Source organism: Rhodococcus sp. P4_E4, from assembly GCF_056401575.1.
The window spans coordinates 22,815-47,160 of record NZ_JBFUJB010000005.1 but is presented as its reverse complement, the minus strand read 5'-3'; the positions used below and the strand labels follow the sequence as shown (position 1 = coordinate 47,160).

General features: G+C 63.1%; 24 protein-coding genes. 14 read left to right on the top strand and 10 right to left on the bottom strand.

Annotation, left to right across the window (positions count from 1 at the left end):
• Nucleotides 1-6 precede the first annotated feature (6 nt).
• The 3 genes from AC1DVN_RS07575 to AC1DVN_RS07565 are packed head-to-tail and all read right to left on the bottom strand — an operon-like array spanning nucleotide 7 to nucleotide 3,246.
• Nucleotides 7-1,644 carry an acyl-CoA dehydrogenase family protein gene (locus tag AC1DVN_RS07575; RefSeq protein WP_477993667.1) on the bottom strand — a complete coding sequence of 546 codons (1,638 nt, stop codon included), beginning with the start codon at nucleotides 1,642-1,644 and terminating at the stop codon, nucleotides 7-9.
• Nucleotides 1,628-2,251 carry a TetR/AcrR family transcriptional regulator gene (locus tag AC1DVN_RS07570; RefSeq protein ID WP_019746188.1) on the bottom strand — a complete coding sequence of 208 codons (624 nt, stop codon included), beginning with the start codon at nucleotides 2,249-2,251 and terminating at the stop codon, nucleotides 1,628-1,630. Before AC1DVN_RS07570 ends, AC1DVN_RS07575 begins: the two co-directional genes overlap by 17 nt.
• A 53-nt stretch (nucleotides 2,252-2,304) precedes the next feature.
• On the bottom strand, nucleotides 2,305-3,246 hold the full coding sequence (locus AC1DVN_RS07565) for an NAD-dependent epimerase/dehydratase family protein (RefSeq protein ID WP_477993666.1): 942 nt from the start codon (nucleotides 3,244-3,246) through the stop codon (nucleotides 2,305-2,307).
• A 134-nt stretch (nucleotides 3,247-3,380) separates the two neighbouring features.
• On the opposite strand from AC1DVN_RS07565, the gene AC1DVN_RS07560 reads away from it, so the two are divergent.
• Together AC1DVN_RS07560 and AC1DVN_RS07555 are read left to right on the top strand one after the other, a co-directional pair.
• Entirely contained in the window at nucleotides 3,381-4,076 is a 696-nt protein-coding gene (locus AC1DVN_RS07560; protein WP_020971476.1) for a TetR/AcrR family transcriptional regulator, read from the top strand.
• 53 nt (nucleotides 4,077-4,129) lie between these two features.
• The gene (locus AC1DVN_RS07555) at nucleotides 4,130-4,735 is read left to right on the top strand and encodes a YqgE/AlgH family protein (RefSeq protein ID WP_020909845.1); all 606 of its coding nucleotides are present in this window, start codon (nucleotides 4,130-4,132) and stop codon (nucleotides 4,733-4,735) included.
• 266 nt (nucleotides 4,736-5,001) lie between these two features.
• Here the strand turns inward: AC1DVN_RS07555 and AC1DVN_RS07550 are convergent, their stop codons facing one another.
• Nucleotides 5,002-5,982, bottom strand: a complete 981-nt coding sequence (locus tag AC1DVN_RS07550; protein WP_003942582.1) for a bile acid:sodium symporter family protein — start codon at nucleotides 5,980-5,982, stop codon at nucleotides 5,002-5,004.
• Nucleotides 5,983-5,986: 4 nt separating this feature from the next.
• Nucleotides 5,987-7,156, bottom strand: coding sequence for an MFS transporter (locus tag AC1DVN_RS07545; protein ID WP_029256802.1), 1,170 nt, complete (start codon nucleotides 7,154-7,156; stop codon nucleotides 5,987-5,989).
• A 162-nt stretch (nucleotides 7,157-7,318) separates the two neighbouring features.
• On the opposite strand from AC1DVN_RS07545, the gene AC1DVN_RS07540 reads away from it, so the two are divergent.
• A complete protein-coding gene (locus tag AC1DVN_RS07540; RefSeq protein WP_279219051.1) occupies nucleotides 7,319-8,014 on the top strand; it encodes a FadR/GntR family transcriptional regulator in 696 nt (231 codons plus the stop codon).
• On the opposite strand, the gene AC1DVN_RS07535 is transcribed toward AC1DVN_RS07540, so the two are convergent.
• Nucleotides 7,983-8,942: a DUF1648 domain-containing protein gene (locus AC1DVN_RS07535; RefSeq protein WP_279219052.1), complete on the bottom strand. Its 960-nt coding sequence runs from the start codon at nucleotides 8,940-8,942 to the stop codon at nucleotides 7,983-7,985. The genes AC1DVN_RS07540 and AC1DVN_RS07535 overlap by 32 nt on opposite strands.
• Before the next feature lie 5 nt (nucleotides 8,943-8,947).
• A complete protein-coding gene (locus AC1DVN_RS07530) occupies nucleotides 8,948-9,442 on the bottom strand; it encodes an SdpI family protein (protein ID WP_477993665.1) in 495 nt (164 codons plus the stop codon).
• 101 nt (nucleotides 9,443-9,543) lie between these two features.
• Here AC1DVN_RS07530 and leuS point away from each other — a divergent pair, with 101 nt between their 5' ends.
• The 8 genes from leuS (at nucleotide 9,544) to AC1DVN_RS07490 (ending at nucleotide 19,176) form a co-directional block, all read left to right on the top strand.
• Complete coding sequence (gene leuS / locus AC1DVN_RS07525; protein ID WP_336504004.1) at nucleotides 9,544-12,390, top strand: leucine--tRNA ligase; 2,847 nt, start codon at nucleotides 9,544-9,546, stop codon at nucleotides 12,388-12,390.
• A gap of 279 nt (nucleotides 12,391-12,669) precedes the next feature.
• Nucleotides 12,670-14,175, top strand: coding sequence for an MFS transporter (locus AC1DVN_RS07520; RefSeq protein ID WP_046379706.1), 1,506 nt, complete (start codon nucleotides 12,670-12,672; stop codon nucleotides 14,173-14,175).
• A gap of 104 nt (nucleotides 14,176-14,279) precedes the next feature.
• On the top strand, nucleotides 14,280-14,870 hold the full coding sequence (locus AC1DVN_RS07515) for a hypothetical protein (protein ID WP_477993664.1): 591 nt from the start codon (nucleotides 14,280-14,282) through the stop codon (nucleotides 14,868-14,870).
• Between the two features lie 65 nt (nucleotides 14,871-14,935).
• Complete coding sequence (locus tag AC1DVN_RS07510) at nucleotides 14,936-15,310, top strand: nuclear transport factor 2 family protein (RefSeq protein ID WP_003942502.1); 375 nt, start codon at nucleotides 14,936-14,938, stop codon at nucleotides 15,308-15,310.
• A gap of 1 nt (nucleotide 15,311) precedes the next feature.
• Complete coding sequence (locus AC1DVN_RS07505; RefSeq protein ID WP_477993663.1) at nucleotides 15,312-16,268, top strand: alpha/beta fold hydrolase; 957 nt, start codon at nucleotides 15,312-15,314, stop codon at nucleotides 16,266-16,268.
• Between the two features lie 33 nt (nucleotides 16,269-16,301).
• On the top strand, nucleotides 16,302-17,258 hold the full coding sequence (locus AC1DVN_RS07500; protein ID WP_069146755.1) for an SMP-30/gluconolactonase/LRE family protein: 957 nt from the start codon (nucleotides 16,302-16,304) through the stop codon (nucleotides 17,256-17,258).
• A gap of 68 nt (nucleotides 17,259-17,326) precedes the next feature.
• The gene (locus tag AC1DVN_RS07495; protein ID WP_477993662.1) at nucleotides 17,327-18,385 is read left to right on the top strand and encodes a Dyp-type peroxidase; all 1,059 of its coding nucleotides are present in this window, start codon (nucleotides 17,327-17,329) and stop codon (nucleotides 18,383-18,385) included.
• The gene (locus AC1DVN_RS07490; protein ID WP_020909834.1) at nucleotides 18,382-19,176 is read left to right on the top strand and encodes a family 1 encapsulin nanocompartment shell protein; all 795 of its coding nucleotides are present in this window, start codon (nucleotides 18,382-18,384) and stop codon (nucleotides 19,174-19,176) included. The genes AC1DVN_RS07495 and AC1DVN_RS07490 overlap by 4 nt, the downstream gene beginning before the upstream one ends.
• On the opposite strand, the gene AC1DVN_RS07485 is transcribed toward AC1DVN_RS07490, so the two are convergent.
• Genes AC1DVN_RS07485 through AC1DVN_RS07475 form a run of 3 tightly spaced genes read right to left on the bottom strand, consistent with a single transcriptional unit; the run spans nucleotide 19,165 to nucleotide 20,829 of the window.
• Nucleotides 19,165-19,491 (bottom strand): SCO6045 C-terminal-like domain-containing protein, encoded by a 327-nt coding sequence (locus tag AC1DVN_RS07485; RefSeq protein WP_019746170.1) that lies wholly within the window; start codon nucleotides 19,489-19,491, stop codon nucleotides 19,165-19,167. The genes AC1DVN_RS07490 and AC1DVN_RS07485 overlap by 12 nt on opposite strands.
• Entirely contained in the window at nucleotides 19,488-20,312 is an 825-nt protein-coding gene (locus AC1DVN_RS07480; RefSeq protein ID WP_477993661.1) for an MbnB/TglH/ChrH family RiPP precursor modification enzyme, read from the bottom strand. Before AC1DVN_RS07480 ends, AC1DVN_RS07485 begins: the two co-directional genes overlap by 4 nt.
• A gap of 46 nt (nucleotides 20,313-20,358) precedes the next feature.
• On the bottom strand, nucleotides 20,359-20,829 hold the full coding sequence (locus AC1DVN_RS07475) for an Lrp/AsnC family transcriptional regulator (RefSeq protein WP_020971454.1): 471 nt from the start codon (nucleotides 20,827-20,829) through the stop codon (nucleotides 20,359-20,361).
• A gap of 154 nt (nucleotides 20,830-20,983) precedes the next feature.
• On the opposite strand from AC1DVN_RS07475, the gene pdhA reads away from it, so the two are divergent.
• Genes pdhA through AC1DVN_RS07460 form a run of 3 tightly spaced genes read left to right on the top strand, consistent with a single transcriptional unit; the run spans nucleotide 20,984 to nucleotide 24,338 of the window.
• The gene (gene pdhA, locus AC1DVN_RS07470) at nucleotides 20,984-22,111 is read left to right on the top strand and encodes a pyruvate dehydrogenase (acetyl-transferring) E1 component subunit alpha (protein ID WP_097386605.1); all 1,128 of its coding nucleotides are present in this window, start codon (nucleotides 20,984-20,986) and stop codon (nucleotides 22,109-22,111) included.
• 2 nt (nucleotides 22,112-22,113) lie between these two features.
• Nucleotides 22,114-23,118 (top strand): alpha-ketoacid dehydrogenase subunit beta, encoded by a 1,005-nt coding sequence (locus AC1DVN_RS07465; protein WP_477993660.1) that lies wholly within the window; start codon nucleotides 22,114-22,116, stop codon nucleotides 23,116-23,118.
• Complete coding sequence (locus AC1DVN_RS07460) at nucleotides 23,115-24,338, top strand: dihydrolipoamide acetyltransferase family protein (protein ID WP_477993659.1); 1,224 nt, start codon at nucleotides 23,115-23,117, stop codon at nucleotides 24,336-24,338. Before AC1DVN_RS07465 ends, AC1DVN_RS07460 begins: the two co-directional genes overlap by 4 nt.
• Nucleotides 24,339-24,346: the final 8 nt, after the last annotated feature.

Genomic DNA, 24,346 nt, shown 5'->3' with positions numbered 1-24,346 from the left:
GGTGGGTCAGGCGCCGATCTTGACGGTGGCCCGCTCGAGGATCGGCGCGATGTCGATCCCCCTCGGCAGGGTTCCGAACACGCTCCCCCAGCTATCTCCGAGCCGACTCGCGCAGAATGCGTCGGCCACCGCGGGGTGCCCGTAGCGGAGCAGCAGCGAGGCTTGCAGTGCGAGTGCCATGTCACCGACGATCTTTCGTGCCCGGTATTCGATGTCGTCGAAATCGCCGAATGCCACCTCGAGATCCCGCACGGTCTGATCGAAGCGGGCGTCCACGCCACTCGCTTGTTTCAGTTCGTCGAAGAACACCTGCAGCGTTTCGGGTTGCTTCGCCATCGCCCGCAGAGTGTCGAGCGCCGCGACGTTGCCCGACCCTTCCCACACCGAGAGCAGCGGAGCCTCGCGATAGAGGCGCGGCATCCGGGATTCCTCCACGTATCCGTTTCCGCCCAGACACTCGAGTGCCTCGGCAGCGTGGATCGGTCCGCGCTTGCAGACGAAGTACTTGCTCACGGCCAATGAAATGCGTCGTAGTGCGCCCGCGTGGGCATCGCCCGACGTTGCGCGGTCGGTCAGCGCGGCCAGCCACATCGCGACGGTAGTCGACGCTTCCGATTCCACCGCCAGATCTGCGAGAACATTGCGCATCAAAGGTTGGTCGATCAGGTTGGCGCCGAACGCACTTCGATGATTCGCATGGTGAACTGCCTGCAGAGTGCCGACGCGCATGCCGGTGGCCGTGCCGATCGTGCAGTCCAACCTGGTCATGTTGACCATCTCGATGATGGTGCGCACGCCCCGGCCTTCCTCGCCCACYATCCACGCGAGAGCGTCGCGGTACTCGACCTCGCTGCTCGCGTTGGAAGGATTTCCCAACTTGTCCTTCAGACGCTGCAGGTACATGTTGTTGAGCGAGCCGTCCGGCAGGACCCGAGGAAGGAAGAAGCACGACAGACCGCCCGGCGCCTGGGCGAGGACGAGGAACACGTCCGACATCGGTGCGGAGGTGAACCACTTGTGGCCTGTCAGGAGATAGCTGCCGTCGGATTGTGGCACTGCCCTTGTGGTTCCGGCACGCACGTCCGAACCGCCCTGTTTTTCCGTCATCGACATACCGGCGATCAATCCGGGTTTGGTGAGGGGAGCTTTCAGCGCCGAATCGTAGTGGCGGGTGGTCAGGAGGGGTTCGTACTGAGCGGCAAGATCCGCGTTGTGCCGCAGCGCTGGGATCACGGCGTACGTCATGGAGATGGGGCAGCCGTGGCCGGCGTCGGTTTGACCCCACACGGCCATCTTCGCGGCGCGGACGAGGTGTGCGTGTGGATTCGGGTCAACCCACGGAGCGCCGTGCAATCCCAATTCCACTGCGGTGCTCATGAGTTGGTGATAGGCAGGGTCGTAGCGGACCTCGTCGATGCGGTTGCCGTAGCGGTCGTGGGTTCTCAGGACAGGTGGGTGCTCCTCGGCCAGGTCGCCCCACTCCTGAGCTTGCGCGCTGCCGGCGCGGACCCCGACGCGATGAACCTCTTCGGCTGCGTCCGAAGCTCCCTCGCGGTGTAATGCCTCGAGGATCGGCGCGTATTCGGCTGCGTCGTAATCGATCAGGGGCGGTACCTGATTGGTGACTTCATGCGTGGGTGTCATCGAAACTCCCTAACGATCGAAGGGTGAAGGCGAGGATGGCATCGATCGCAGCGGGATCCGTGGTGCCGCCGCGCAGCGGAAGGATCAGGGCCTCGCCGATTGCCCCGACGATGCACGCTGCCGTCAGAGTGGCGTCCTGCGAAGGTATCTCACCGGTGTCGACTGCCGAGCGAATTGCGGTGGCCAGGCAATCGCGGAACGATTCGCGAAACATGAGTCGCTGTTCGTCGACGAGTGGATCCACCGGTTCCACCAGCAGTGCATAGGCGAGAACCGGTGCACGCATGGCACGTTCTGCGAAGGTGCGAACCGACGCCGATACCGCGGAGCGGTGGTTGCCTTCCAGACTTCGGGCATTGTCTCCGGCGTCGCGGGCCGCGGATACCTCACGGCTGCAGACAGATTGGAACACTTCGGCGAACAATTCACCCTTGCCGTCGAAATGTCGATACAGCGTCCCGGTGGCGACGCCGGCGTTCTTGGCCACCGCGGCGATGGAACACCCCGCATAACCGTGGGTTGCCACTGCCGTCGTGGCCGCGTCGAGCAGTCGGGCGCGTTGGGCGTCCAGTCTTTCTTGTACTGCCGGAGTGCGGCGATAGGCCATGTGAAGAAGTGAACACCCGTTCCGTTCTTGCGTCAAGAGCCCCACCTGCAGGTTCAGGCAGCAGCGGTGCGAGCCTGTTCCGCGCGCCACCACACGACGGTCTCTTCGGCGGCCTGATCGAGCGGCATCGGCGAGAGTCCGAGCAGCACTTCGCTGGCACTCGAGTCCATGACAAACGGCTTGGTGAACTGGTAGTTCATCTCCGCGAGTTCGCGGCTGTCGGTGTTGATCTTGCCGACGGCGTCGAGCACCCAGGCGGGCAGGACACCCACCTTGGCGGGGGTCGCCCCGGCGGCTCGGGCGAAGGCCTCGGCGATTTTGCGCTGAGTGAGCGCGGGGCCGGTGGGTGCGTGGATGACGGAGTTCCAGAGTTCGGGGTTGTGTGCTGCTGCGATCATCGCCGCCGCGAGATCGGGGATGTAGGTGAAGGAGTGCGGCTGGTCGGCGGAACCGATGACACGAATCTTCTTACCTGCCATGACCTTCGGAACCATGCGCTCGCCGGCGTGGGCGGTGCGGACGCGGGGGCCGAAGAAGTCCGAGGCCACGACGCTGACGGTGGGTGTTGCGGAGGCCTCGCGAGCGCGCAGCAGCGCGGTGCGCACTCCGCGCTTGCCGCCGGTGGCGTTGCGTGGATCGGATTCGGTCATCAGGGTGTCGGAGTTGTAGGCGTAGAGGCTTTCGGGGAAGACCACGACGGCTCCGATGGATGCGGCTGCGTCGAGCACAACCTTCTCGGCCGCCGGGAGTTCCCGCTCCCAATCGGCTGCGTTGTAGGCGGCGTGGATGCAGTGGTAGATGGCCGTGGCGCCCTCGCTGACCGAGCGCAGGGCCTCGGAATCCGAGACGTCGACGCGTCGGCGGTCGATCAGAGGGTGCTCGGGCCCGCTGCCGGACCTGGTCAGGAGCCGGACGTTGATTCCCTGCTCGGCGAGCTGTAGCGCGACGGCGGATCCGACGGGTCCTGCTCCGGTGACGATTTCGAGGTTCGACATGGTGTGCTCCTTCTCGTTTCGGGTAAACTGAGAGCACTGCTCTCGTTTTCAAGAATGCACCCGCGCCTCATTGCTGTCAAGAGCGGTGCTCTCTTTTGTTGATAGTGCTCTCGGTCATGGGGCAGGATGGACTCATGGTTGGGACTCCCCGAGAGCGGGCGCGCGAACAGACGCTGCAGGACATCACCCGGATCGGGCGCGAGCATCTTGCTGCCGTCGGCGCCGCCGCGTTGTCCTTGAGGGCCGTCGCGCGTGATCTGGGAGTCGTGTCCTCAGCGGTGTACCGCTACGTCGCCAGTCGTGACGAACTGCTGACCTTGCTGGTGGTGGACGGGTACACGGAACTGGGCGCGGAAGTGGACTCCGCCGTGAATGCCGTTGCAGCAGAAGATTTTCGCGGACAGTTCATTGCTCTCGGGCGTGCCGTCCGGAGTTGGGCGATCCGGGAGCCGGCTCGATACGGATTGCTGTTCGGCAGCCCCGTCCCCGGTTACGACGCTCCGGGCGAGCAGACCACCGGCCCTGGCACCCTCGTCGTGACCCGGCTGATCGGGATCATCGACGCCGCCCATCGCGCGGGTGCACTCACGGTGCGAGAGGGCCCGGACCTGAGTGACACGCTGGCAACGGACCTCGAGGGAGTGCGGAAAGAACTGGGCACCGACCTGCCGCCGGATGCTGCGGTGCGCGCAACTCTCGTCTGGGTATCGCTGTTCGGTTCGGTGAACTTCGAGGTGTTCGGGCAGTACGGAAGCGATACCTTCACCGATGCGAGTGAGATTTTCGAGCGGCATCTGGCACTACTTGCCGATGTGGCGGGTCTGACCTGAACACGCCTGTGTCTCGTTCCTCCGCACGCAGTTGTCGGTGAGATGATGTCTTTGTGGCGCACGCAGAAGAACCCGAGGATCGAATGGCCTGGATAGAACCGGAGGTTCGTCCGGGCAGTTTGTTGGTGTCGTCGACCGATCTCACGGAACCTGCATTTCGCCGCACCGTCATCTACATGATCGAGCACAACGACGCCGGGAGCCTTGGCGTCATCGTCAATCGGCCGAGTGAGACGGCCGTGCAGAACGTGTTGCCGCAGTGGTCACCGCTGACCGCGCATCCTTCCGCCCTGTACATCGGTGGACCCGTCAAGCGTGACTCCGCGCTCTGCCTGGGTATCGCTCGCAACGGTGCACGGATCGACGGCGTCGCCGGCCTGCGGCGGGTGGACGGCAAAGTTGTCATGGTGGATCTGGACTCGGACCCGGAGGTCATCGCTCCTCTGGTCGAAGGGATTCGCATTTTTGCCGGTTACTCGGGTTGGACTCTGGGGCAGCTGGATTCGGAACTTGAACGTGAAGACTGGATGGTGATCAGCTCACTGCCGTCCGATGTGCTGACGCCGCCCCGAGTCGATGTTTGGGCACGGGTGCTACGACGCCAACCGCTCCCCGTGGCAATGCTGGCCAGCCATCCCATCGAAGTGGAACGAAACTGATCTGTCGGAGGTCGATGATATTCCTGTGTCATCGTTTTCGAGAGAGGTGACAGCAATGATCGCTGAGCGTCAGATCCAGTGCGCGGATTGTGTTTCGGATGTCGATCACTGCCACGATTCTTTGCTGCGACATGCGGACGGATCACTCGAATGCACCGGCGTGAACTGCGTCGACCTGGCATCGAGTCGCCATGCGTTGTCCATCGATTGTGCTGAACTGCAGGGCGGTTGTGGCTGCGTCGACGCGACCCGAGGCGAGTTGCTCGCTAGCTGACGCTCACCGGATCACGATTCGCGAAGCGTTGCGCCATCGCAGCACAGACGATCAGTTGGATCTGATGGAAGATCATCAGCGGCAACACGATCAGGCCGACGGGCTGGCCCGCGAACAGTACAGCCGCCATCGGTAGGCCTGTCGCCAAGGACTTCTTCGACCCGCAGAAGATGATGACGATCTGATCGGGAAGGTCGAACCCGAGCTTGCGCCCCGCGAGAGTGGTCACGCCGAGAACCAGCGCGAGGATCAGGCAGCACACGATTGTGAGGATCACGATCTGCCAGATCGTGATGGTGCTCCAGATCCCCTCTTTCATGCTCTCGCTGAAGGCGGCGAAGACAACGAGGAGGATCGATCCGCGATCGACGTACTTGGTGGGCTCGGCATACTTCTGCAGCCATCCGATCACCAGCGGGCGGATCAGCTGGCCCACGATGAACGGGATCAGCAGTTGCACGACGATGTCGAGGATCGACGAGAAGTCGACCGTCGCCTGGCCCGTTGTATTCATCAGCAGAACCACCAGCAACGGGGTGACGAAGACGCCGATCAGGTTGGAGAACGACGCACTGACAATCGCGCCGGCGACGTTTCCCTTTGCGATCGAAGTGAACGCGATCGACGACTGAACCGTCGACGGAACGAGGCACATGTAGAGGATGCCGGTGTAGAGCTCGTCGCTGATCAGGGTCGGCGACAGGAATCGCAGCGCAAGGCCGATCAGCGGGAAGAGCACAAACGTCGCGGCAAGGACGACAGTGTGCAGTCGCCAGTGCTTGACGCCCTTCCAGGCTTCCTGCGGCGAGAGCCGTGCGCCGTAGAGCAGGAACAGGAAGCCGATGGCGATCTTGGTGGCCCAGTTCAGAATGCTCTCCGCGGTACCCGATACCGGGAACACACTTCCGAGCACGCCGGCGATGATGATGCCGAGGATGAACCCGTCGATGTAGAACCTACTGAGAAACTTCACCTGGCTAAGGATAACGGCGTGCGTCGACGGGCTCTCGAGCCCCACGAAGGTTGAAGCCCATCACGGCCAGGCACAGCAGCGTCCCGACGATCGACAGTTCGATGATGGCCGTCTGCATTCCCTGGATGGTGATGGCGATACCCGCGATGATCGACGGGATCGCCAGTCCCGCGTAGCTGACGGTGAAGAATGCCGCCAGGACTCCGCCGTGGCTCTCGCGGGCGTGGATTCGGGCGGCGGCGTTGACGCGTTTCATGCCGCCGGCAAACGCCAGACCGTGCCCGGCGCCGACCACCACGGTGATGACGCCCAGCAGCGCAAGGCTGGGGACGAGGTCGACCACGAGTAGGCCGATCATTCCTAGAGCGAGGATTCCCAGGCCGGCGGTGACGGACGTCCGCGGGTCCATGCGACTTCCGCCGAGCTGCGCGATCACCGAGCAGATCATGACCAGTGCAGCTGCTCCGCCGCCGAGTAGGAGGTTGTCGATGTTCAGCAGGCTGGTCATCCACGACGGGACCACCGACTGGAAGAGTCCGACAGCGCCCCACGACAGCGCGACGGCGAGCGAGCTGAGCCAGAACGTCTCTCGAATGGTGGCGGGAACATGTGGCATCTGGAAGAACCGCTTCGGGCGTGTGATGTCCCCGATCCGCGGCAGTAGCAGCAACACGATCAGTGCCGGGATGAACGCGACGAGGAAGATCAGATACGGCAACCGCAGCGGTTGCGGAAGGTACTGGGCGATCGCACCGGACACGAGTGGTCCGAGTGCACCACCCAACGCGCCCGTCACCGTCGATACGAGCGCTGCCCGTCGGTGATCGAACTTCGGTTCCTGCTCCACCAACGCGGCGCTGCCCGCCGCACTGGCCGCGCCCACCGCGATTCCCTGAGCAACGCGTCCGACGAACAACCACACCGTCGCGTCGGCGAATGCCAGAACGAGCGTGCCGACGACGCTCAGCGCGAGTGCAGTCAGAAGCACGGTGCGTCGGCCGAGGGCGTCGGACAGCGGTCCGAAGAACAGCAACGCCGGAACGAGGCCGGCGACGTAGACGCCGTAGATGAGCGTCTGGATGGTTGGCGTGAATCCGAACTCGGTCCGGTACAGCCCGTAGACGGAGGTGGGCATGTTCGCGCCCAGAAGGATCACGGTGAGGACGTAGCCCACGCCGTAGAAGTGTCGATTGGTGCGGCGTGTGCGTTCTTCGGTGGCGACAGCTGTGGCGGACGTGGGAAGCCCCTCCTGATGACAGAGTTCGAAAATACATGGGTCGTCCTACGTATCGTAGGTGAGTGGAATGATCGTCGCGAATGCTGTGAGGATGAGTAGATGACCGTTGTTCGCAAGGAGTCCGCGTACGAGCAATCCCTCGATTGGATGCGCGCGCAGATCTCCGACGGCGCCTGGACCGTCGGGAACCGTGTTCCCACCGAGCCGGAACTGATGAGTGTTCTCGGCGTCGGCCGGAACACCGTGCGCGAAGCGATCAAGACACTGACGTCGACGGGAGTCCTGGAGATCCGTCGCGGATCAGGGACCTTCGTGCGCGCTCGGACCGACATCGGCGGACTGCTCGGCAAACACGCGTCCGTGGACGAGATGAAATACGTCTTCGAAGTGCGTCGTGCGCTCGAGATGGAAGCGGTCCGGTTGGCGTGTGAGCGTCGTAGCGACGACGACGTTCGGATACTTCGTGAGCTGGCCGCCAAGCGTGACGTCCCGGCTGAGAACTTCGTCGACGTCGATCTGGCGTTTCACATTGCCGTCGTCGATGCCGCTCACAATCCGGTTCTGACCGATCTGTTTGCCGGAATCCTCGAAACGGTCCGCGCCACCTACGAGGTGACCGAAGGCGTTCATCCGCCGTCGCTGACGTCTTCGCATCATCAGGGAGTTGCAGAAGCCATCGCCGAGCGCGATGTCACCAAAGCCAGGGCGGCGGCATGCGGGTATCTCGAGAAGACTCAGGAAGCGATCGGTTCAGGTTCGGCGGTTACCGAGTCCGGGCGTCTGCCAATCGATTGAGGGACCCGGCGATGTCTTCGGCCTTCGGTGTCGTGATCGTGAGTCGGTCGCCACCGGCGAACGTGATGACCACCGCTGGCCCGGTGCGGGTGACGACGCCGTAGTTACGACGACCCTTGGTCTTGAGTCCCCAGCCGCCGAAGTCCGCGAACGGTTTGATCTCCGCGACGTCGGCTCCGACAACTTCGTCGATGCCGTAGGTCATCGCAGCCATCCCCATGTTGATGACCCGAATTTCCCGTTCGTCGACGATCACCCGGAAGCGAACCAGGCTGACGACGAGCAGTCCGAGTGCACCGAAGATGAACAGCGGCCATAGTGACCGGGTCGCCAACGCCATGATGACTCCGGGCGCCAGAGTGATCGCAGTGAGGATCACCGAGCCTTTGGTGCTGAATCCGACGTCGTCGGAGATAGGTAGAGGGCAGCTGCTTCGCGGCAACCCGGCCGAGGGTTCGATCGTGGCAAGAGTGCGGACGCGGTAGTCACGCAGGAACGAGGCGCCGATCCACCCCAGCACCCCGCCGACTGCAAAGCCGACACCGAGAGACCACAGCGGGAGTGACGTCGTGGACGGATCGGCGACATCGAGTTGGGTGTAGAGCAAAGCGAAGTTCACTGTCGTGATGAGCCCGACCACGCTCAGCCCGACAACCAACATGAATCGACGCATCATCAACATCGCGGGAGCAAGAGCAGCAATCGCGCTGAGACCGCCACCGAAGAGCAGTGTCAAAAGTGCAATGGTCCATGCGTTGGCCGACGGGGTGGAGAAGCCGTCCGGCGAGGTGGTGGTCCAGTGAGTCGCGATCTGTTCCGGGAGGCGAGGCTCCCAAATTTTTGTCAGGACGAAGCCGAAGACCGCACACAACAGCGGAACCACTAGTCCGAATACGACCCCGGCCGGGTCGACCACGCGATGTTTCACGTGAATCAATGAGCCGGCTGGCAAGCATCCTTGAGTGCGCAGGCACCGCAGGAAGCGGTACCGCAAGCGGCAGCGTTCGCCTTGGCCTCGGGGGTCTCCGCCACCGGCTCGTCTGCGGCAGGCTCGGAGTGGCCGCCGCAGTTGCAGTCGTTACCGCATCCGCTCTGCTGTGGGAGCGCGGCGGCCGCGCGGGTGCCGATGCTTCCACCGAAACCGGCAGTGAGGACGGCGACGACGACGGCGATGATCGCGACCGCGACGCCGAAGACTCCGCCGATGGTCAGTGCTGCGACTCCGCCTATGACCAACATTCCAGCGGCCGCGAGCATGGTCGGACCGGCCACCTTGTTGGCGAGGGCGAACGACTCCTCGCTCCGCAGGGAATCCTCGGTGCGGACACCGGCCCAGCGGTTGCGCGGGAGTTTGCCGATCAGACCGGCGACACCAACTCCACCGACGGCGACAGCGAGCACGAATAGCACCACAGCGACAACGATCACCCATACAGGATAGGCGCGAGTGGAGTTGATGGTATGCCCGGGTCGCACAGGCTCTACCCTGGTTATCGGTATTTCCGTCAGCCAAGTAGATAGCGACCACAGTGACCGAGTCTCCGCAGTCCCCCGATTCACCAGCCGACGCAACTCCGCAGCACCGCTACACCGCGGAGCTCGCCGGCCAGATCGAGCAGCACTGGCAGGACCGCTGGAGTGAGGACGGCACGTTCAACGCGCCTAATCCGGTCGGTCCGCTCTCCTCGCCCGACGGTGTTCCCGCCGACAAGCTCTTTGTTCAGGACATGTTCCCGTACCCCTCGGGTTCGGGCCTGCACGTCGGTCACCCGCTCGGATACATCGCTACGGACGTCTTCGCGCGCTTCCATCGCATGCAGGGGCGCAATGTCCTGCACACCCTCGGTTACGACGCCTTCGGTCTCCCGGCCGAGCAGTACGCCGTACAGACGGGTACCCACCCGCGGACGACCACCGAGTCCAACATCGCCAACATGAAGCGCCAGCTGCGACGCCTGGGTCTGGGGCACGACGAGCGTCGTAGCCTCGCGACGACGGACGTCGACTTCTACCACTGGACGCAGTGGATCTTCCTGCAGATCCACGGCGCCTGGTACGACAAGGCTGCAGGCAAGGCCCGTCGTATCTCCGAGCTGGAAGCCGAGTTCGATTCCGGTGAGCGTGCTCTGGAAGACGGACGCGAGTGGGCGTCGCTGACAGTCGCCGAGAAGGCAAAGGTCGTCGACTCGTACCGCCTTGTCTACCAGTCGGATTCGATGGTCAACTGGTGCCCCGGCTTGGGCACCGTGCTGGCCAACGAGGAAGTCACCGCCGACGGTCGTAGTGACCGCGGAAACTTCCCCGTGTTCCGAAAGCACCTCCAGCAGTGGATGATGCGCATCACCGCGTACTCCGATCGCCTGGTCGACGATCTCGAGTACCTGGATTGGCCGGACAAAGTCAAGGCCATGCAGCGCAACTGGATCGGACGCTCCTACGGCGCCGAAGTTACCTTTGCCGCAGGCGAGTACGGCGTCGATGTGTTCACGACGCGCCCTGACACGCTGTTCGGCGCCACCTATGTGACGCTGGCTCCTGAGCACGACTTGGTGGACAAGCTCGTCGCGGACGAGTGGCCCGAAGGTGTCGACGCACGCTGGACTGGCGGTGCCACGACGCCGGCGGAAGCTGTTGCTGCATACCGTAAGTCGATTGCCGCCAAGACCGACTTGGAGCGTCAGGAAAACAAGGAGAAGACGGGCGTCTTCCTCGGTTCCTACGCCGTCAATCCGGTCAACGGCCACAAGGTCCCGATCTTCATCGCCGATTACGTTCTGACGGGCTACGGCACCGGCGCGATCATGGCAGTTCCAGGACACGATCACCGCGACTGGGAGTTCGCGAACGCGTTCGGACTGGAAATTCTCGAAGTTATTGCCGGTGGCGATGTTTCGGAGGCTGCGTACTCCGGTGACGGCCCGCTGGTGAACTCCGACTACCTCGACGGTTTGGACGTGGCCGAGGCCAAGGCGACCGTCATCAGCCGCCTCGAGGAGAGCGGCCAGGGCAAGGGCACTATCCAGTACAAGCTGCGCGACTGGCTTTTCGCGCGTCAGCGTTACTGGGGCGAGCCTTTCCCGATCGTCTACGACGCGGACGGCAACGCACACGCCCTGCCGGATTCGGCTCTGCCCGTGGTGCTTCCGGAGGTCGAGGACTACGCACCGGTGTCCTTCGATCCGGACGACGCCAACTCCGAGCCCTCTCCCCCGCTGAACAAGGCGACCGACTGGGTCAACGTCGAGCTCGATCTCGGCGACGGTCTGCAGACCTACCACCGCGACACCAACGTCATGCCGCAGTGGGCAGGTAGCTCGTGGTACCAGCTGCGCTACATCGATCCCACCAACCAGGACGCCTTCTGCGATCCGCAGAACGAGGCGTACTGGACGGGTCCGCGTCCGGAACTGCACGGCCCCAACGATCCCGGTGGAGTCGACCTGTACGTCGGCGGCGTCGAGCATGCGGTGCTGCACCTGCTGTACTCGCGCTTCTGGCACAAGGTTCTGTTCGACCTGGGCTACGTGTCCTCGAGCGAGCCGTACCGTCGCCTCTACAACCAGGGCTACATCCAGGCATTCGCGTACACCGATGCCCGCGGCGTCTACGTGCCCGCGGAAGAGGTCGTCGAGCGTGACGGCAAGTTCTTCTTCGAGGGCGCCGAGGTCAACCGCGAGTACGGCAAGATGGGCAAGAGCCTCAAGAATGCCGTTGCGCCGGACGAGATCTGCGCCGAGTTCGGTGCAGACACCTTGCGTGTGTACGAGATGTCGATGGGTCCGCTGGACACCTCGCGTCCGTGGGCGACCAAGGACGTCGTCGGTGCTGCTCGATTCCTGCAGCGAGTGTGGCGCGTCGTCATCGACGAGGAGACCGGCAAGCCCCGTGTCACCGACGAAGCTCCTGGTGAGGAAACGCTGCGTGCGCTCAACAAGGCGATTTCCGGTGTCATCGAGGATTACACCGCGCTGCGCGACAACACGGCCGCTGCGAAGCTGATCGAGTACAACAACCACCTCACCAAGGCCTTCCCGGGTGGCGCGCCCCGTGCTGCCGTCGAGCCGTTGGTGTTAATGCTCGCTCCCCTGGCGCCGCACCTCGCGGAAGAGCTGTGGTCGCGTCTTGGACACACGGAATCTCTTGCACACGGCCCCTTCCCCGCTGTCGAGGAGAAGTGGCTTGTCGAGGACACCGTCGAGTACCCGATCCAGGTCAACGGCAAGGTTCGTAGCCGCATCAGCGTGCCGGCGGATGCCGATCGCAAGGCTGTCGAGGAGATCGCCCTGGCGGACGAGAAGATCGTCGCTCTGCTCGAGGGCAAAGCACCGCGCAAGGTGATCGTTGTGCCGGGCAAGATGGTGAACATAGTTCTGTAGGCGCTTCGCGCACGTGCGCCGTTTTGGTAGTTACCGCTACCGAAACGGCGCACAGTTGTATCTGGGGCTGTATCCGGGGTGCCAATCAGTCGTTGTCCTGATTGTCCCGCTCCGCGGAACATTCTGTAGCGCGCGTTCGACGCGAGGGCTGTGATGCAGGTAACACGTTGCCGAGAGTGGTAGCTGTCGTTCCACTGCACTTCCCCGCAAGGCCCCGGCCGACGGTATTCGGCAGGGGGTCAATCGAATTCGCAGGTGTCCCGAAAGGATTCTTCAGCCATGGCGTCTCATGTCCACAGCGACGGTTCGTCTCCCAGTCTGCCCGAATCGACGTCGATACCGGAGCGGTGGACTCCGCGACTGGTGTTCTCGCTGGCGTCGATCGTTCTTCTTCTCGAAATGCTCGCGGTGAGCTACATGATGATTTCCACGGCGCTGCCCGCCATCTCGGTGCATTATCAAACAACGCAGGGCGCTTGGCTGCTCACGTCGTTCCTGCTGCTGGGGGCGGTCGCGTCTCCGCTGCTCGGCAAGCTCGCAGATATGTACGGCAAACGAAAAGTCCTGCTCTTTGCGGTCGCCGGCGCAGCGGTCGGTTCCTTCATTTCGGCGATTGCGCCGAGCTATGCCGTCTTGATTCTGGGCCGGTCCCTGACTGGTCTGCTCGTTCCCTGCCTCTTCCTGAGCTACTCCCTCATTCGAGATGTCTTTCCGCCGAAAACCGTTGCGCTGGCTGTAAGTATTGCAACCTCCGGCATGGGCCTGATCGCTATTCCGGCGCCGTTCCTCACCGGTTGGTTGATCGACAACCACGGGTTCCGGAGCATCTTCTGGTTCTTCGTCATCGGTTTGGTTTTGCTCGGCGGCATGATCTTCGCTTCGACGGCGGAATCAGCTGTACGACTGCGTTCTTCGCTGGACCTGATCGGTGCGGTACTACTCGGATCGGGCATCGCCGGAATTCTGATCGGCGTCAGCTTCGGACCGACCTGGGGCTGGAAGAACGGTTCGACGCTGGCCTATCTGATCGGTGGCGTCGCACTGCTGGTGGCGTGGGTTGCCTCTGCCCGAGCCATCCGTGAGCCCTTGATCGACCTGCGCTACTTCGGCAAGCGTTCGGTGATGCTCACCGCCGTCGGTGCCGGGTTCTGCTACGGCGCGTCGGGAGTCTTCACGATTTTGCTGCCGATGATGGTGATGACGCCAGCAGTTCTCGGCCTGGGATACGGATTCGGCGTCACGGCAGAAGGATTCGCGATCTTCCAGGCGCCCCTTGGCGGCATGGTGGTGGTCGGCGGCTTGATCGTGGGCTTCCTGGTCGGCCGCAACATTCGACCCCGCATGCTGATGATCATCGGAATGATCCTCATGGCAGTCGGATTCACCTTGACGGCCACCATTCACGACAACAAGCCGCTGCTCATCATCTTTGCCGGAATCTTCGGTGTCGGTATGGGTATGGGTTACGCCTCCATTCCGAACCTGCTCATCGAGGCAGTGCCGCCGCAGTTGCAGGCAACCACGGCGAGCATGGTTGCGGTCTTCCAGAGCATCTTCCCCGCAGTGCTTCCCGTCATCGCCTTCACGGTCTTGAACTCGCACATCGCGATGGCGATGGAGGGCGCTGTGTTCTACACCGACGAGGGCATGCGTATCGCGTTCCTGATCGGTGCTGCTGCAGCAGTTCTCGGTGCGATCGCAGCCGTATTCCTGCCGCGAAACATCGTCCAGATCGGCGCAGAAGACGGCGCGGCGCAGGAGACGTCCCTTCTCCCTGCTCACTGATCGGAAATGCTGCGCGTGTAGATCCGGGCTGACAGGATTGGGTGTACTGAGGAAAGGACGCCCATGACATTCGCGGATCTGGACGGCGATGAACTGTGGAGTTAATGCTCGAGTTCGCGCGCGGCGCCGACAGCGACGACATCCTGCAGGCGGTGGAGTCCGAAGACGAATACATCCGCTGTTGTGGGATCGTCGGGCTCGGATTCATTCTTGTTCGTTCGCGCGACGAGGCTGTTCTGGACAGTCTGACGGAGGCGACCACCAGTGCTTCGTGGCGTGCACGTGAAGCTGCCGCGATGGCTGTTCAAGCGATAGGCGACACGGATCCGGAATTGTTCCGGGCGATCATCGAGCAGTGGGCACGCTCGGCCCATCCTTTGACGCTGCGCGCAGCGGCTGCCGGGATCTGCGAGCCACGGTTGCTGAAGGACAGGACCAACGCTGTGTTGGCCGTCCGGGTGTGCCGAGACGCTACCGAGTGGATCGTCTCGCAACCAGCTGATTCCCGGCGTGAGGCCGACACACGTACTCTCCGGCAGGCGCTCGGATACTGCTGGAGCGTCGCGGTCGCGGCGGATCCGGAGAATGCCCTGCCGGCATTCGTCTCCCTGGAGGCGTCGGATGACGCCGATGTCGTCTGGATCGTCCGGGAGAACCGGAAGAAGGCTCGCCTGCGCAAGGTGCTCGAAACCTGACCCGTGGACCAGAGACGTAGGTTATCCTCAGAATTAGAACCTGTTCTAACTACGAGGGGTAGACCATGGCACCGTCCGCAGAGGTAATCCGCAAGACCGTCGACGCCTACATCGAGACAGTTGCCACGGGCACTGCCGCCCAGGTTGTGGCCCTGTATGCCGAGGGTGCAACCGTTGAAGACCCGGTTGGTACCGACGTTCGCACCACCCGCGAGTCCATTCTCGAGTTCTACTCCGTGATCGAGAATTTCGACCAGGAAGCTCACCTTCAGACCCTCCGCATCGCCGGAAACGAAGCGGCATTCCACTTCTCGCTGATCACCAAGCTCGGCGAGCAGACTCTGACCATCGCACCCATCGACGTCATGACCTTCGACGACGACGGCAAGATCCTGTCGATGCGTGCATTCTGGAACCAGGAAGACATGATCACCGCCTGACATGACGGTCAAGACGATCGATGTCGACGGATTCCGTTGGCAGATTGACGATTCCGGTTCGGGGACAGCTGTGGTTATGTGCCACGGCTTTCCCGGCCTCGGGTACAGCTATCGGCATCAGTCGACAGCGTTGACGGAAGCGGGTTTTCGGGCGATCGCACTCGACATGCCCGGTTACGGCGGCACTACCCGCCCCGAAGCGGTCGAGGACTACACCAACGATGCCGTCGCGAACCGGCTGATCGATCTACTCGACGCTCTCGGAATCGACAAAGCGGTGTTCGTCGGCCACGATTTCGGCGCGCCGGTCGCGTGGACCACCGCTCTGCGCCATCCCGATCGTGTTGCGGGGCTTGTCTCGTTGGCGGTCCCCTATGCGCCTGACCGGTTTCCCACAAAACCCTCGACCATCTACGCCGCGATGGCGCGCAAGCATTTTCTGCACATTCACTATTTCCAGGAACCGGGTGTCGCGGAGCGCGAACTCGACGCCCGTCCACGTGAGTTTCTTCAGCGGCTTTTCCATGCCCTCTCCGGGGCTTACCGGTACCTCGACGTCTGGAAGAACCCGGCCGAAGGAAACGGCTACCTCGACGTACTGCCCGAGGCGCCTGCATTGCCGTGGTCGTGGCTCACCGAGGATGATCTGGATGTTTATGTAAAGGCCTTTACTGCAACAGGTTTCACCGGTGGTTTGAACTGGTACCGAGCGTATGACGCCAATTGGGAACGCAGTGCGGATCTGGACGGCGCGCACGTGAACGTCCCGACGCTCTTCGTCGCGGGCGCCGAGGATCCGGTCATCGCGATGAGCGGCCCCAAGGCATTGGACCGCATGAAGGACACCGTCCCCGACCTGCGGGGTCTGCACCTTCTCGGCGGCGCGGGGCACTTCGTACAGCAGGAACGTGCTTCCGAGGTCAATGAACTTTTGATCTCTTTCCTTCGGTCGCTCTAGGCGAAATCGGGCCGAAGGTCTAGCGTTGCGCAGATGCGCACCAGGATCTTCGATCGCGGTATTCGGGTAGGTATCACCGGTGCTCTTGTTGCCGGTTCGCTTCTGGCTCTGGGTGTGTCCGGTGCCGCGGCCGCGCCGCCCTGCCCTGGCTCGTCCCCCGCAATCCTCAGCGCCCAGATTCCGGGCGCGGCCCTCGAGGGTGTCACCGTGGACGGGCAGGGTCGCCTGTACACGACAGACCTGGTGAGTGGTCGAATCTTCCGCGTCGACGCGCCTGGTCAGGCCGCAGTTCCGATCGCGACGGTTCCCGGCGGTGCGGGCGCACTCGCGTGGAGCCCGGACGGTTCACTGCTGGTGGGAACCGGAGCAAACGCCGGCGTGCTGATCGGCGATCTGACGCGTGCTGCGTCGGTCGCGCGGGTGGACGTGAACTCGGGTGCCGTGACGCCGATCGCCGGTGGTCTGAGCGCTGCAAACGGCCTCGCCGTCGCGCACGACGGAACGATCTATGCCACCAACGATTTCGGTTCGTTGATCGGTAAGGTCAGTCCAGGCGGTGCCGTCGACCCGGCGTGGGCGACCTTCCCGAGTGCAAACGGCGCAGCCCTGAGCGCCGATAATCGCTGGCTCTACGTCTCGCGCACGTTCGCAAACCCGGGTGTCAGCCGCATCTCCGTCGACAATCCAGGGTATTCGGAATCGTTGGTCGATCTCGGCGGTCTCGAAACCTTCTCTGCTCCAGATGGTTTGACCCTGGACTCGCGAGATCGCGCAATCGTTCCCACGGACATCAGTGGTGAGGTGTGGCGGATCGACGGACCCGGCCAGTACTGCTCGCTCACCAGCGGACTGCAGGCGTCGAGTGTGCTGACCTACGGGCGTGGCACTTCCGGATTCGCGGCCGGGCATCTCTACCGCGCTGGGTTCGACGGAAAGATCTTCGAGATTCCGACTGGCTTCGACGCGGGCGCCCAGGCCGCGACACCGTAACGCGACACCTTCACTCGTCTTACCCACTACTGATGCCGGGACTGCCGGAATCGTCCATACTGGTCTGCATGGCGGAAACGAGTGAGATCGACGAGGCCGAAGTGGCCCTTCCCGCGATACCGCAGCCGTTGCTGACCCCGCTCACCGAAGCTGCGATCTTCCTGGTTTTCACCATCGACGAGGGTGGTGAGCAGGCAGTTCACGACGTTCTGGCGGATATTTCCGGGCTGCAACGCTCGATCGGATTCCGGGTTCCCGCCGGTGGCTTGGCCGCCGTCGTCGGCATCGGTTCGGATGCGTGGGACCGTCTGTTCGAGGGTCCACGGCCGGCAGAATTGCATCCTTTTGTCGAGTTGACCGGTGACAAACACCACGCTCCCCGCACACCGGGCGATCTGTTGTTCCACATCCGGGCCCGTCAGATGGACCTGTGCTTCGAGTTCGCCACGGTTGTGACCAACAGGTTGGCCGGCGCCGCGTCGGTGATCGACGAGGTCCACGGGTTCAAGTACTTCGAACAACGCGACCTCATGGGTTTTGTCGACGGCACCGAGAACCCGTCCGGGCAGGCCGCATACGTCGCGGTCACCGTCGGTGACGAGGATCCGGACTTCGCAGGCAGCAGTTACGTCATCGTCCAGAAGTACCTCCACGACATGTCGGAGTGGAACTCACTGCCCGTCGAGGAGCAGGAGAACGTCATCGGACGCTCCAAGCTCGAAGATCTCGAGATGGACGACGACACGAAACCGGCCAACTCGCACACCGCACTCACCGTCATCGAAGACGAATCCGGTGAGCAGATCCAGATTCTGCGCGACAACATGCCGTTCGGACACGTCGGCTCCGCTGAAATGGGAACCTACTTCATCGGTTACTCGGCGTCGCCGACGGTCACCGAGCAGATGCTGACCAACATGTTCATCGGGAATCCCGTCGGCAACTACGACCGCATTCTCGATTTCTCGACCGCCGTCACCGGAATCAATTTCTTCGTTCCGACGGCGGACTTTCTCGACGATCCCCCGGACGCGCCGACCAGGCTCGTTCCCGAATCGACGTTCACAGCGCCCATCTCTGACGGTTCTCTCGGAATCGGCAGCCTCAAAAGGAGTGCCCAGCAATGACAAACCTGCACCGCGACCTAGCACCCATTTCGGCAGCAGCCTGGGCCGAGATCGAAGAAGAGGCGAGCCGTACCTTCAAGCGCCACGTCGCCGGTCGTCGTGTCGTGGACGTGGAGGGCCCGTCAGGTGACGATCTTGCGGCCATCCCGCTCGGACATCAGGTGCCGATCAATCCCTTGGCCGACGGCGTCATCGCACACGCTCGTCAGTCGCAGCCGGTCATCGAACTGCGGGTCCCGTTCACCGTCAGCCGTCAGGCCATCGACGACGTCGAACGCGGCGCCAAGGACTCCGACTGGCAGCCGGTCAAGGATGCCGCCAAGCAGATCGCGTTCGCCGAGGACCGCGCCATCTTCGAGGGATACCCCGCAGCCAGCATTACCGGCGTGCGGGCGAGCGGTTCCAACCCGGAATTGAAGCTCCCCATCGACGCCAAGGACTACCCGGAAGCCATCAGCCAGGCGATCACGTCACTGCGCCTGGCCGGTGTCAACGGACCGTACTCATTGCTCCTGAACGCAGACGCGTTCACCGCGATCAACGAGACCTCCGATCACGGCTACCCCATCCGCGAGCACCTGCGACGCGTTCTCGACGGCGAGATCATCTGGGCCCCGGCCATCGACGGCGCTTTCCTGCTGTCGACGCGTGGTGGTGACTACGAACTGCATCTGGGCCAGGACCTGTCCATCGGTTACCTCTCGCACGATGCGAACTCCGTCGAGCTGTACTTCCAGGAATCGATGACGTTCCTCATGTACACCAGCGAAGCCGTTGTCTCACTTGCGTAAGAGCCTTCGAAACCTCTGATGCCAGGGCGAGCGAGGCAGTTCGCCGATGTCCTGGAGGTGGGCGACAAAAGCCTGGGCGTCCGCGTGCGAAGACGTCTTCGGCCGTCCGTCCGCCCACGCTGTGAACAACCGAAGATAGCGATCGCCGAGAGTGTGGCGCACGACCGGAAGGTGGTGCGCCACTTCTCCTGCGCGCTTTCGGAGCAGTGCCGTCGAGACAACGGCAGCATCGTCTTTGTCGAAGCCTTCGGGTAGTTCGCCGCCTGCCACCAGAGCGCGAATAAGCGCTTCTTGACGCTCACCGAGCGTGCTCATGTGCGTGACCAATCGGTGCCCGCGGTGATGCGATCCAGACCCGCTGCGTCGGCGATGGCATCGAGCTCGTCGAGCAATTCCAGTGCCGGCGGATAGTTTCCGTCGCGCTCGAGCATGATCGCGGGATGGTGACCGGCGGCGGTGAACTGCGCAAGGAGTTCCAGCACGGCTTCGGGCACAGGATCGGTATGCGTGTCGTGGTATTTGCCGTCGCTGATGCTGCCACCGGCGATGTGGCAGTATGCGATTCGCTCGAGTGGTAGCCGGCTCAGCTCGGCCCAGGGATCACGCCCTCGGTTGAGGGCATTGGCATAGACGTTCGCGATGTCGAGAACCAGCAGAGCCCCGGTGCGGTCGACGATCTCCGAGAGAAACTCCCCTTCGGTCAACTCGTCGTCGGGCCAGTCGAAAAGGGCGGCAACGTTTTCGACGGCAAACGGCACCGGTAGACCGTCCTGAGTCCGGGTGATGTTGCGTACCAAGGCGTCGACGGCTTCGTAGGTGCGTGGTGGTGGGAGCAGGTGCCCGGCCTCGATGCCGCCCGCCCGCACGAATGCGATGTGCTCGCTCGCCAAGGGGGCGTCCAGTAGCTGGGCTGTATGCGCAAGGTGATCGACCCGAGCCTGATCTACCGCCTCGGCCCCGCCAAGGGAGAGCGAGATTCCGTGCGGGATCACCGGAACTCCCAGCGAACCGAGGTGCGGCGGTATCTCGGTTCCGATGGATTCGGCAATGACTTCGCAGAATGCCAGGCCGTCTAGCTGCGCGATGATTCCGGATACCTCGGGACGCCAACCGATTCCCAGGCCGTACAGGGTCATTCGAGTCACCTCCCATGTGCAACTGCTAACGGCGACTATAGACGGATCAGCCGGGCAACCAGTTGGGTCCCGGACCGTTGCCTTCTTCGAAGATCAGCCACGTTTTGGTCGAGAGAACCCCGTCGAGTCCCTGGAGTTCTTCGAGAACGGTGTGGCGTAGTTCCTGGTTGTCCGGGGCTCGAACCAGCACCAGAACGTCGAAGTCGCCGCCGAGGAGGGAGAAGTGCTCGACAAACGGCAGTGCCTTCAACGACGCAGCCAGACCTCGCCACGAGTGCTGCCTGATCGAGAGCGCCACGTACGCCGAGGAGCCGAGTCCGGCCTTCTCATGGGCGATCCGCGTCGTGAATCCGGTGATGATTCCGGCGTCCTCGAGCCTTTCGATGCGGACGTAGGCGTGAGCGCGAGATATGTGCGCCTTCTCGGCCAGTGCACGCATGGAGATGCGACTGTCTGCGACCAGTTCGGCGATGATGCGGCGGTCGATCGCATCGAGAGCGTGCGGTTCGGTGGCCATCTGTCCATTCCTGCTTCGGTAGTCGAGTCGGTTGATGGACATATTGCTGCCCGAATCCTCATGATAGGCCGTTTGTCTTGAATCTTCGACGCCTTCTGCCATTACGTCGCCGAAGTGCGAATACTGATGGACACAACGTCTTCTGGAGGTAGAAGTGACTCTTGTCGAGCCCTTGGGGGAACTGCGGTATCAAAAGTTCCTGCCGGCCGATTCCGCGGTGCAGTACCTCGACCCTGCTGGAGAACTGACGCGCAGCGAGGCCCGCTACGCAAAACCGAGCGACGATCGCCTGATCGAGATGTATCGAAAGATGTTCCTGGGCAGACGTTTCGACCAGCAGGCGACGGCGCTGACCAAACAGGGGCGCTTGGCCGTGTATCCGTCCTCGCGAGGGCAGGAGGCATGCCAGATCGCGGCAGCGATGAGTCTGGAGCCGAGTGACTGGCTCTTCCCCACCTATCGGGATTCGATGGCGTTGGCTGCTCGGGGTGTCGATCCGGTGCAGATTCTGAGCATGCTTGCCGGCGACTGGCACTGCGGGTACGACCCGGTAGCGCTGCGCAGTGCGCCGCAGTGCACCCCGCTGGCAACGCAATTGCTGCATGCAGCGGGGGTGGCCTACGGGGAGTCCCGACGGGGCCTGAACACCGTCGCGCTGGCGCTCTGCGGCGACGGGGCCACCAGTGAGGGTGATTTCCACGAAGCGCTGAACTTCGCCGCCGTCTTCAAGGCGCCGGTCGTCTTTCTGGTGCAGAACAACGGATTTGCGATCAGCGTGCCGTTGTCACGTCAAAGCGCAGCACCGACGTTAGCGCACAAGGGTGTCGGCTACGGGATCGGCAGCGAGCAGGTCGACGGCAACGATCCTGTTGCGATGATGGCCGTCATGGACGAGGCGGCGCGCTTCGTCCGCAGCGGAAACGGGCCGGTGATCGTCGAGGCACACACCTATCGCATCGACGCACACACCAACGCCGACGACGCCACCCGCTACCGCGACAGCGCCGAGGTGGAAAGCTGGCTAGGGCGAGACCCGTTGCCGCGTCTCGAAAAGTATCTGCGCGCACACGATCTGATCGACGACGCGTTCGTGGAATCACTGACCGCAGAGGCAGAAACCGAGGCCGCCACACTTCGCGCCGGCATGAACGTCGACCGCCCGCACGATCCGCTCGATCTGTTCCGGTACGTCTTCGCCGAGCAGACACCGCAATTGCGTGAGCAACAAGCCCAACTCGAAACCGAACTTGCCGCCGAAGCCGCTGACACAGGGGGACACTGACCATGCCCATGCTCACGATGGCTCAGGCCCTCAACACCGCGCTACGGGCCTCTCTGGCTGCGGACGACAACGTTGTCGTCTTCGGTGAGGACGTCGGCACCCTGGGCGGCGTTTTCCGCGTCACCGACGGCCTCACCCGCGACTTCGGCGACGACCGATGCTTCGACACTCCCCTCGCCGAGTCCGGCATCATCGGATTCGCAATCGGCATGGCCATGGCCGGTTTTCGTCCGGTCGTGGAAATGCAGTTCGACGCGTTTGCCTATCCGGCATTCGAGCAGATCGCCTCCCACGTCGCAAAGATCCGCAACCGCACCAAGGGTGCACTGTCGATTCCGATAGTCATCCGTGTTCCTTTTGCCGGCGGTATCGGCGGGGTGGAGCATCACTGTGACTCCAGCGAGGGCTACTACGCACACACCCCCGGCCTGAAGGTCGTGGCGCCGTCCACGGTGGAAGACGCGTACTCGCTGCTACGTTCGGCGATCGAGGACCCCGACCCGGTCATCTTCCTCGAACCCAAGAAGCTGTACTTCTCGCGAGCCGACGTCGAACTGACCGCACGTGGGCCGATCGGTCGCGCCGTCGTCCGGCGCCCCGGTCGTGACGCGACGCTCATTGCCTACGGCCCGTCCGTGGAGGTTGCACTGAAGTCCGCCGAGGCCGCCGCGGCCGAGGGCCGCGACATCGAGGTGATCGACATCCGCTCGATAGTGCCGTTCGACGACGAGACGGTCACCGCGTCGGTGCGAAAGACCGGACGCTGCATCGTCATCCAGGAAGCGCAGGGCTTTGCCGGTGTTGCTGCGGAAATTGCTGCTCGCGTGCAGGAGCGATGCTTCCACCATCTCCACGCTCCGGTGCTCAGGGTCAGCGGATTCGACATCCCCTACCCCGCGCCGAAGCTCGAGCGTCACCACCTGCCCAGCGTCGACCGGGTCCTGGACGCCGTCGACCGTCTGCAGTGGAACGACGCCCCGGACACCCGTTGGGCGGTGACGGCATGAGCAATCAGGTATTCATGCTCCCCGACCTGGGTGAAGGTCTGGCCGAGGCCGATATCGCGGAGTGGCACGTCAAGGTCGGCGACGTGGTCACCATCGATCAGATCGTCGTCGAGGTCGAGACTGCGAAAGCTGCTGTGGACGTGCCTATCCCGTTCGCCGGGACCGTCGTCGAATTACATGGCAAGGACGGCGACACCTTGAAGGTGGGCACGCCGTTGATCACTGTGAGTGGTGGCGGCAGTGTCGACGCGGTCGTTTCGGCCAACCACGAGCGTTACCGTGAAGAGGAACGCGCGGGTTCGGGCAACGTCCTGATCGGCTACGGCACCAGCGAGGATGCACCGAGACGCCGACGTCGGACTCCTTCGTCGGTACGCGTGATCTCACCAATCGTTCGTAAACTGGCCTTTGACAACGATATCGACCTGTCCTTGCTCTCCGGATCGGGTGCCGGCGGGGTGATAACGCGCGCTGACGTCGAGGCCGGGTCGAACACCGGCCCGGAGACGGAAACGTCGCACGTGAGCGACCAACGCATCCCGATCAAGGGGCTTCGCAAGGTGGTGGCCGACAAGCTGTCCACCAGCCGCCGTGAGATCCCTGACGCGACAACCTGGGTCGACGTCGACGCCACCGAACTGTTGGCGGCGCGAGCCGAGATCAACAAGTCACTGCCCGATTCCGACAAGATCAGCCTGATGGCGCTCCTGGCTCGGCTGACCATCGCGGCGTTGGCGCAGTACCCCGAACTGAACTCGTCGGTCGATACTGCTCGAGGCGAGATCGTTCGACACGCCCGCATCCACCTGGGAATCGCCGCACAGACACCGAAGGGATTGATGGTGCCGGTCATTCGCAATGCCGATACCCTGAGCACTGTCGAACTCGCACAAGCACTTCGGGTGACCACCGACCTTGCGCGCGACGGCAAACTCGAACCCGCCCGCCTGACCGGCGGCACGTTCACGCTCAACAACTACGGGGTATTCGGGGTCGACGGATCGACTCCGATCATCAACCACCCCGAGGCGGCGATACTCGGCATCGGACGCATCATCGACAAGCCGTGGGTGGTGAACGGCGAGTTGACCGTCCGTAAGGTCACTCAGATCTCGTTGAGCTTCGACCACCGCGTCTGTGACGGAGGCGAAGCCGGTGGATTCCTGAGGCTGTTCGGTGACTACATCGAGAACCCGATCCGCGTCCTGGGAAGGCTCTGATGACCAAG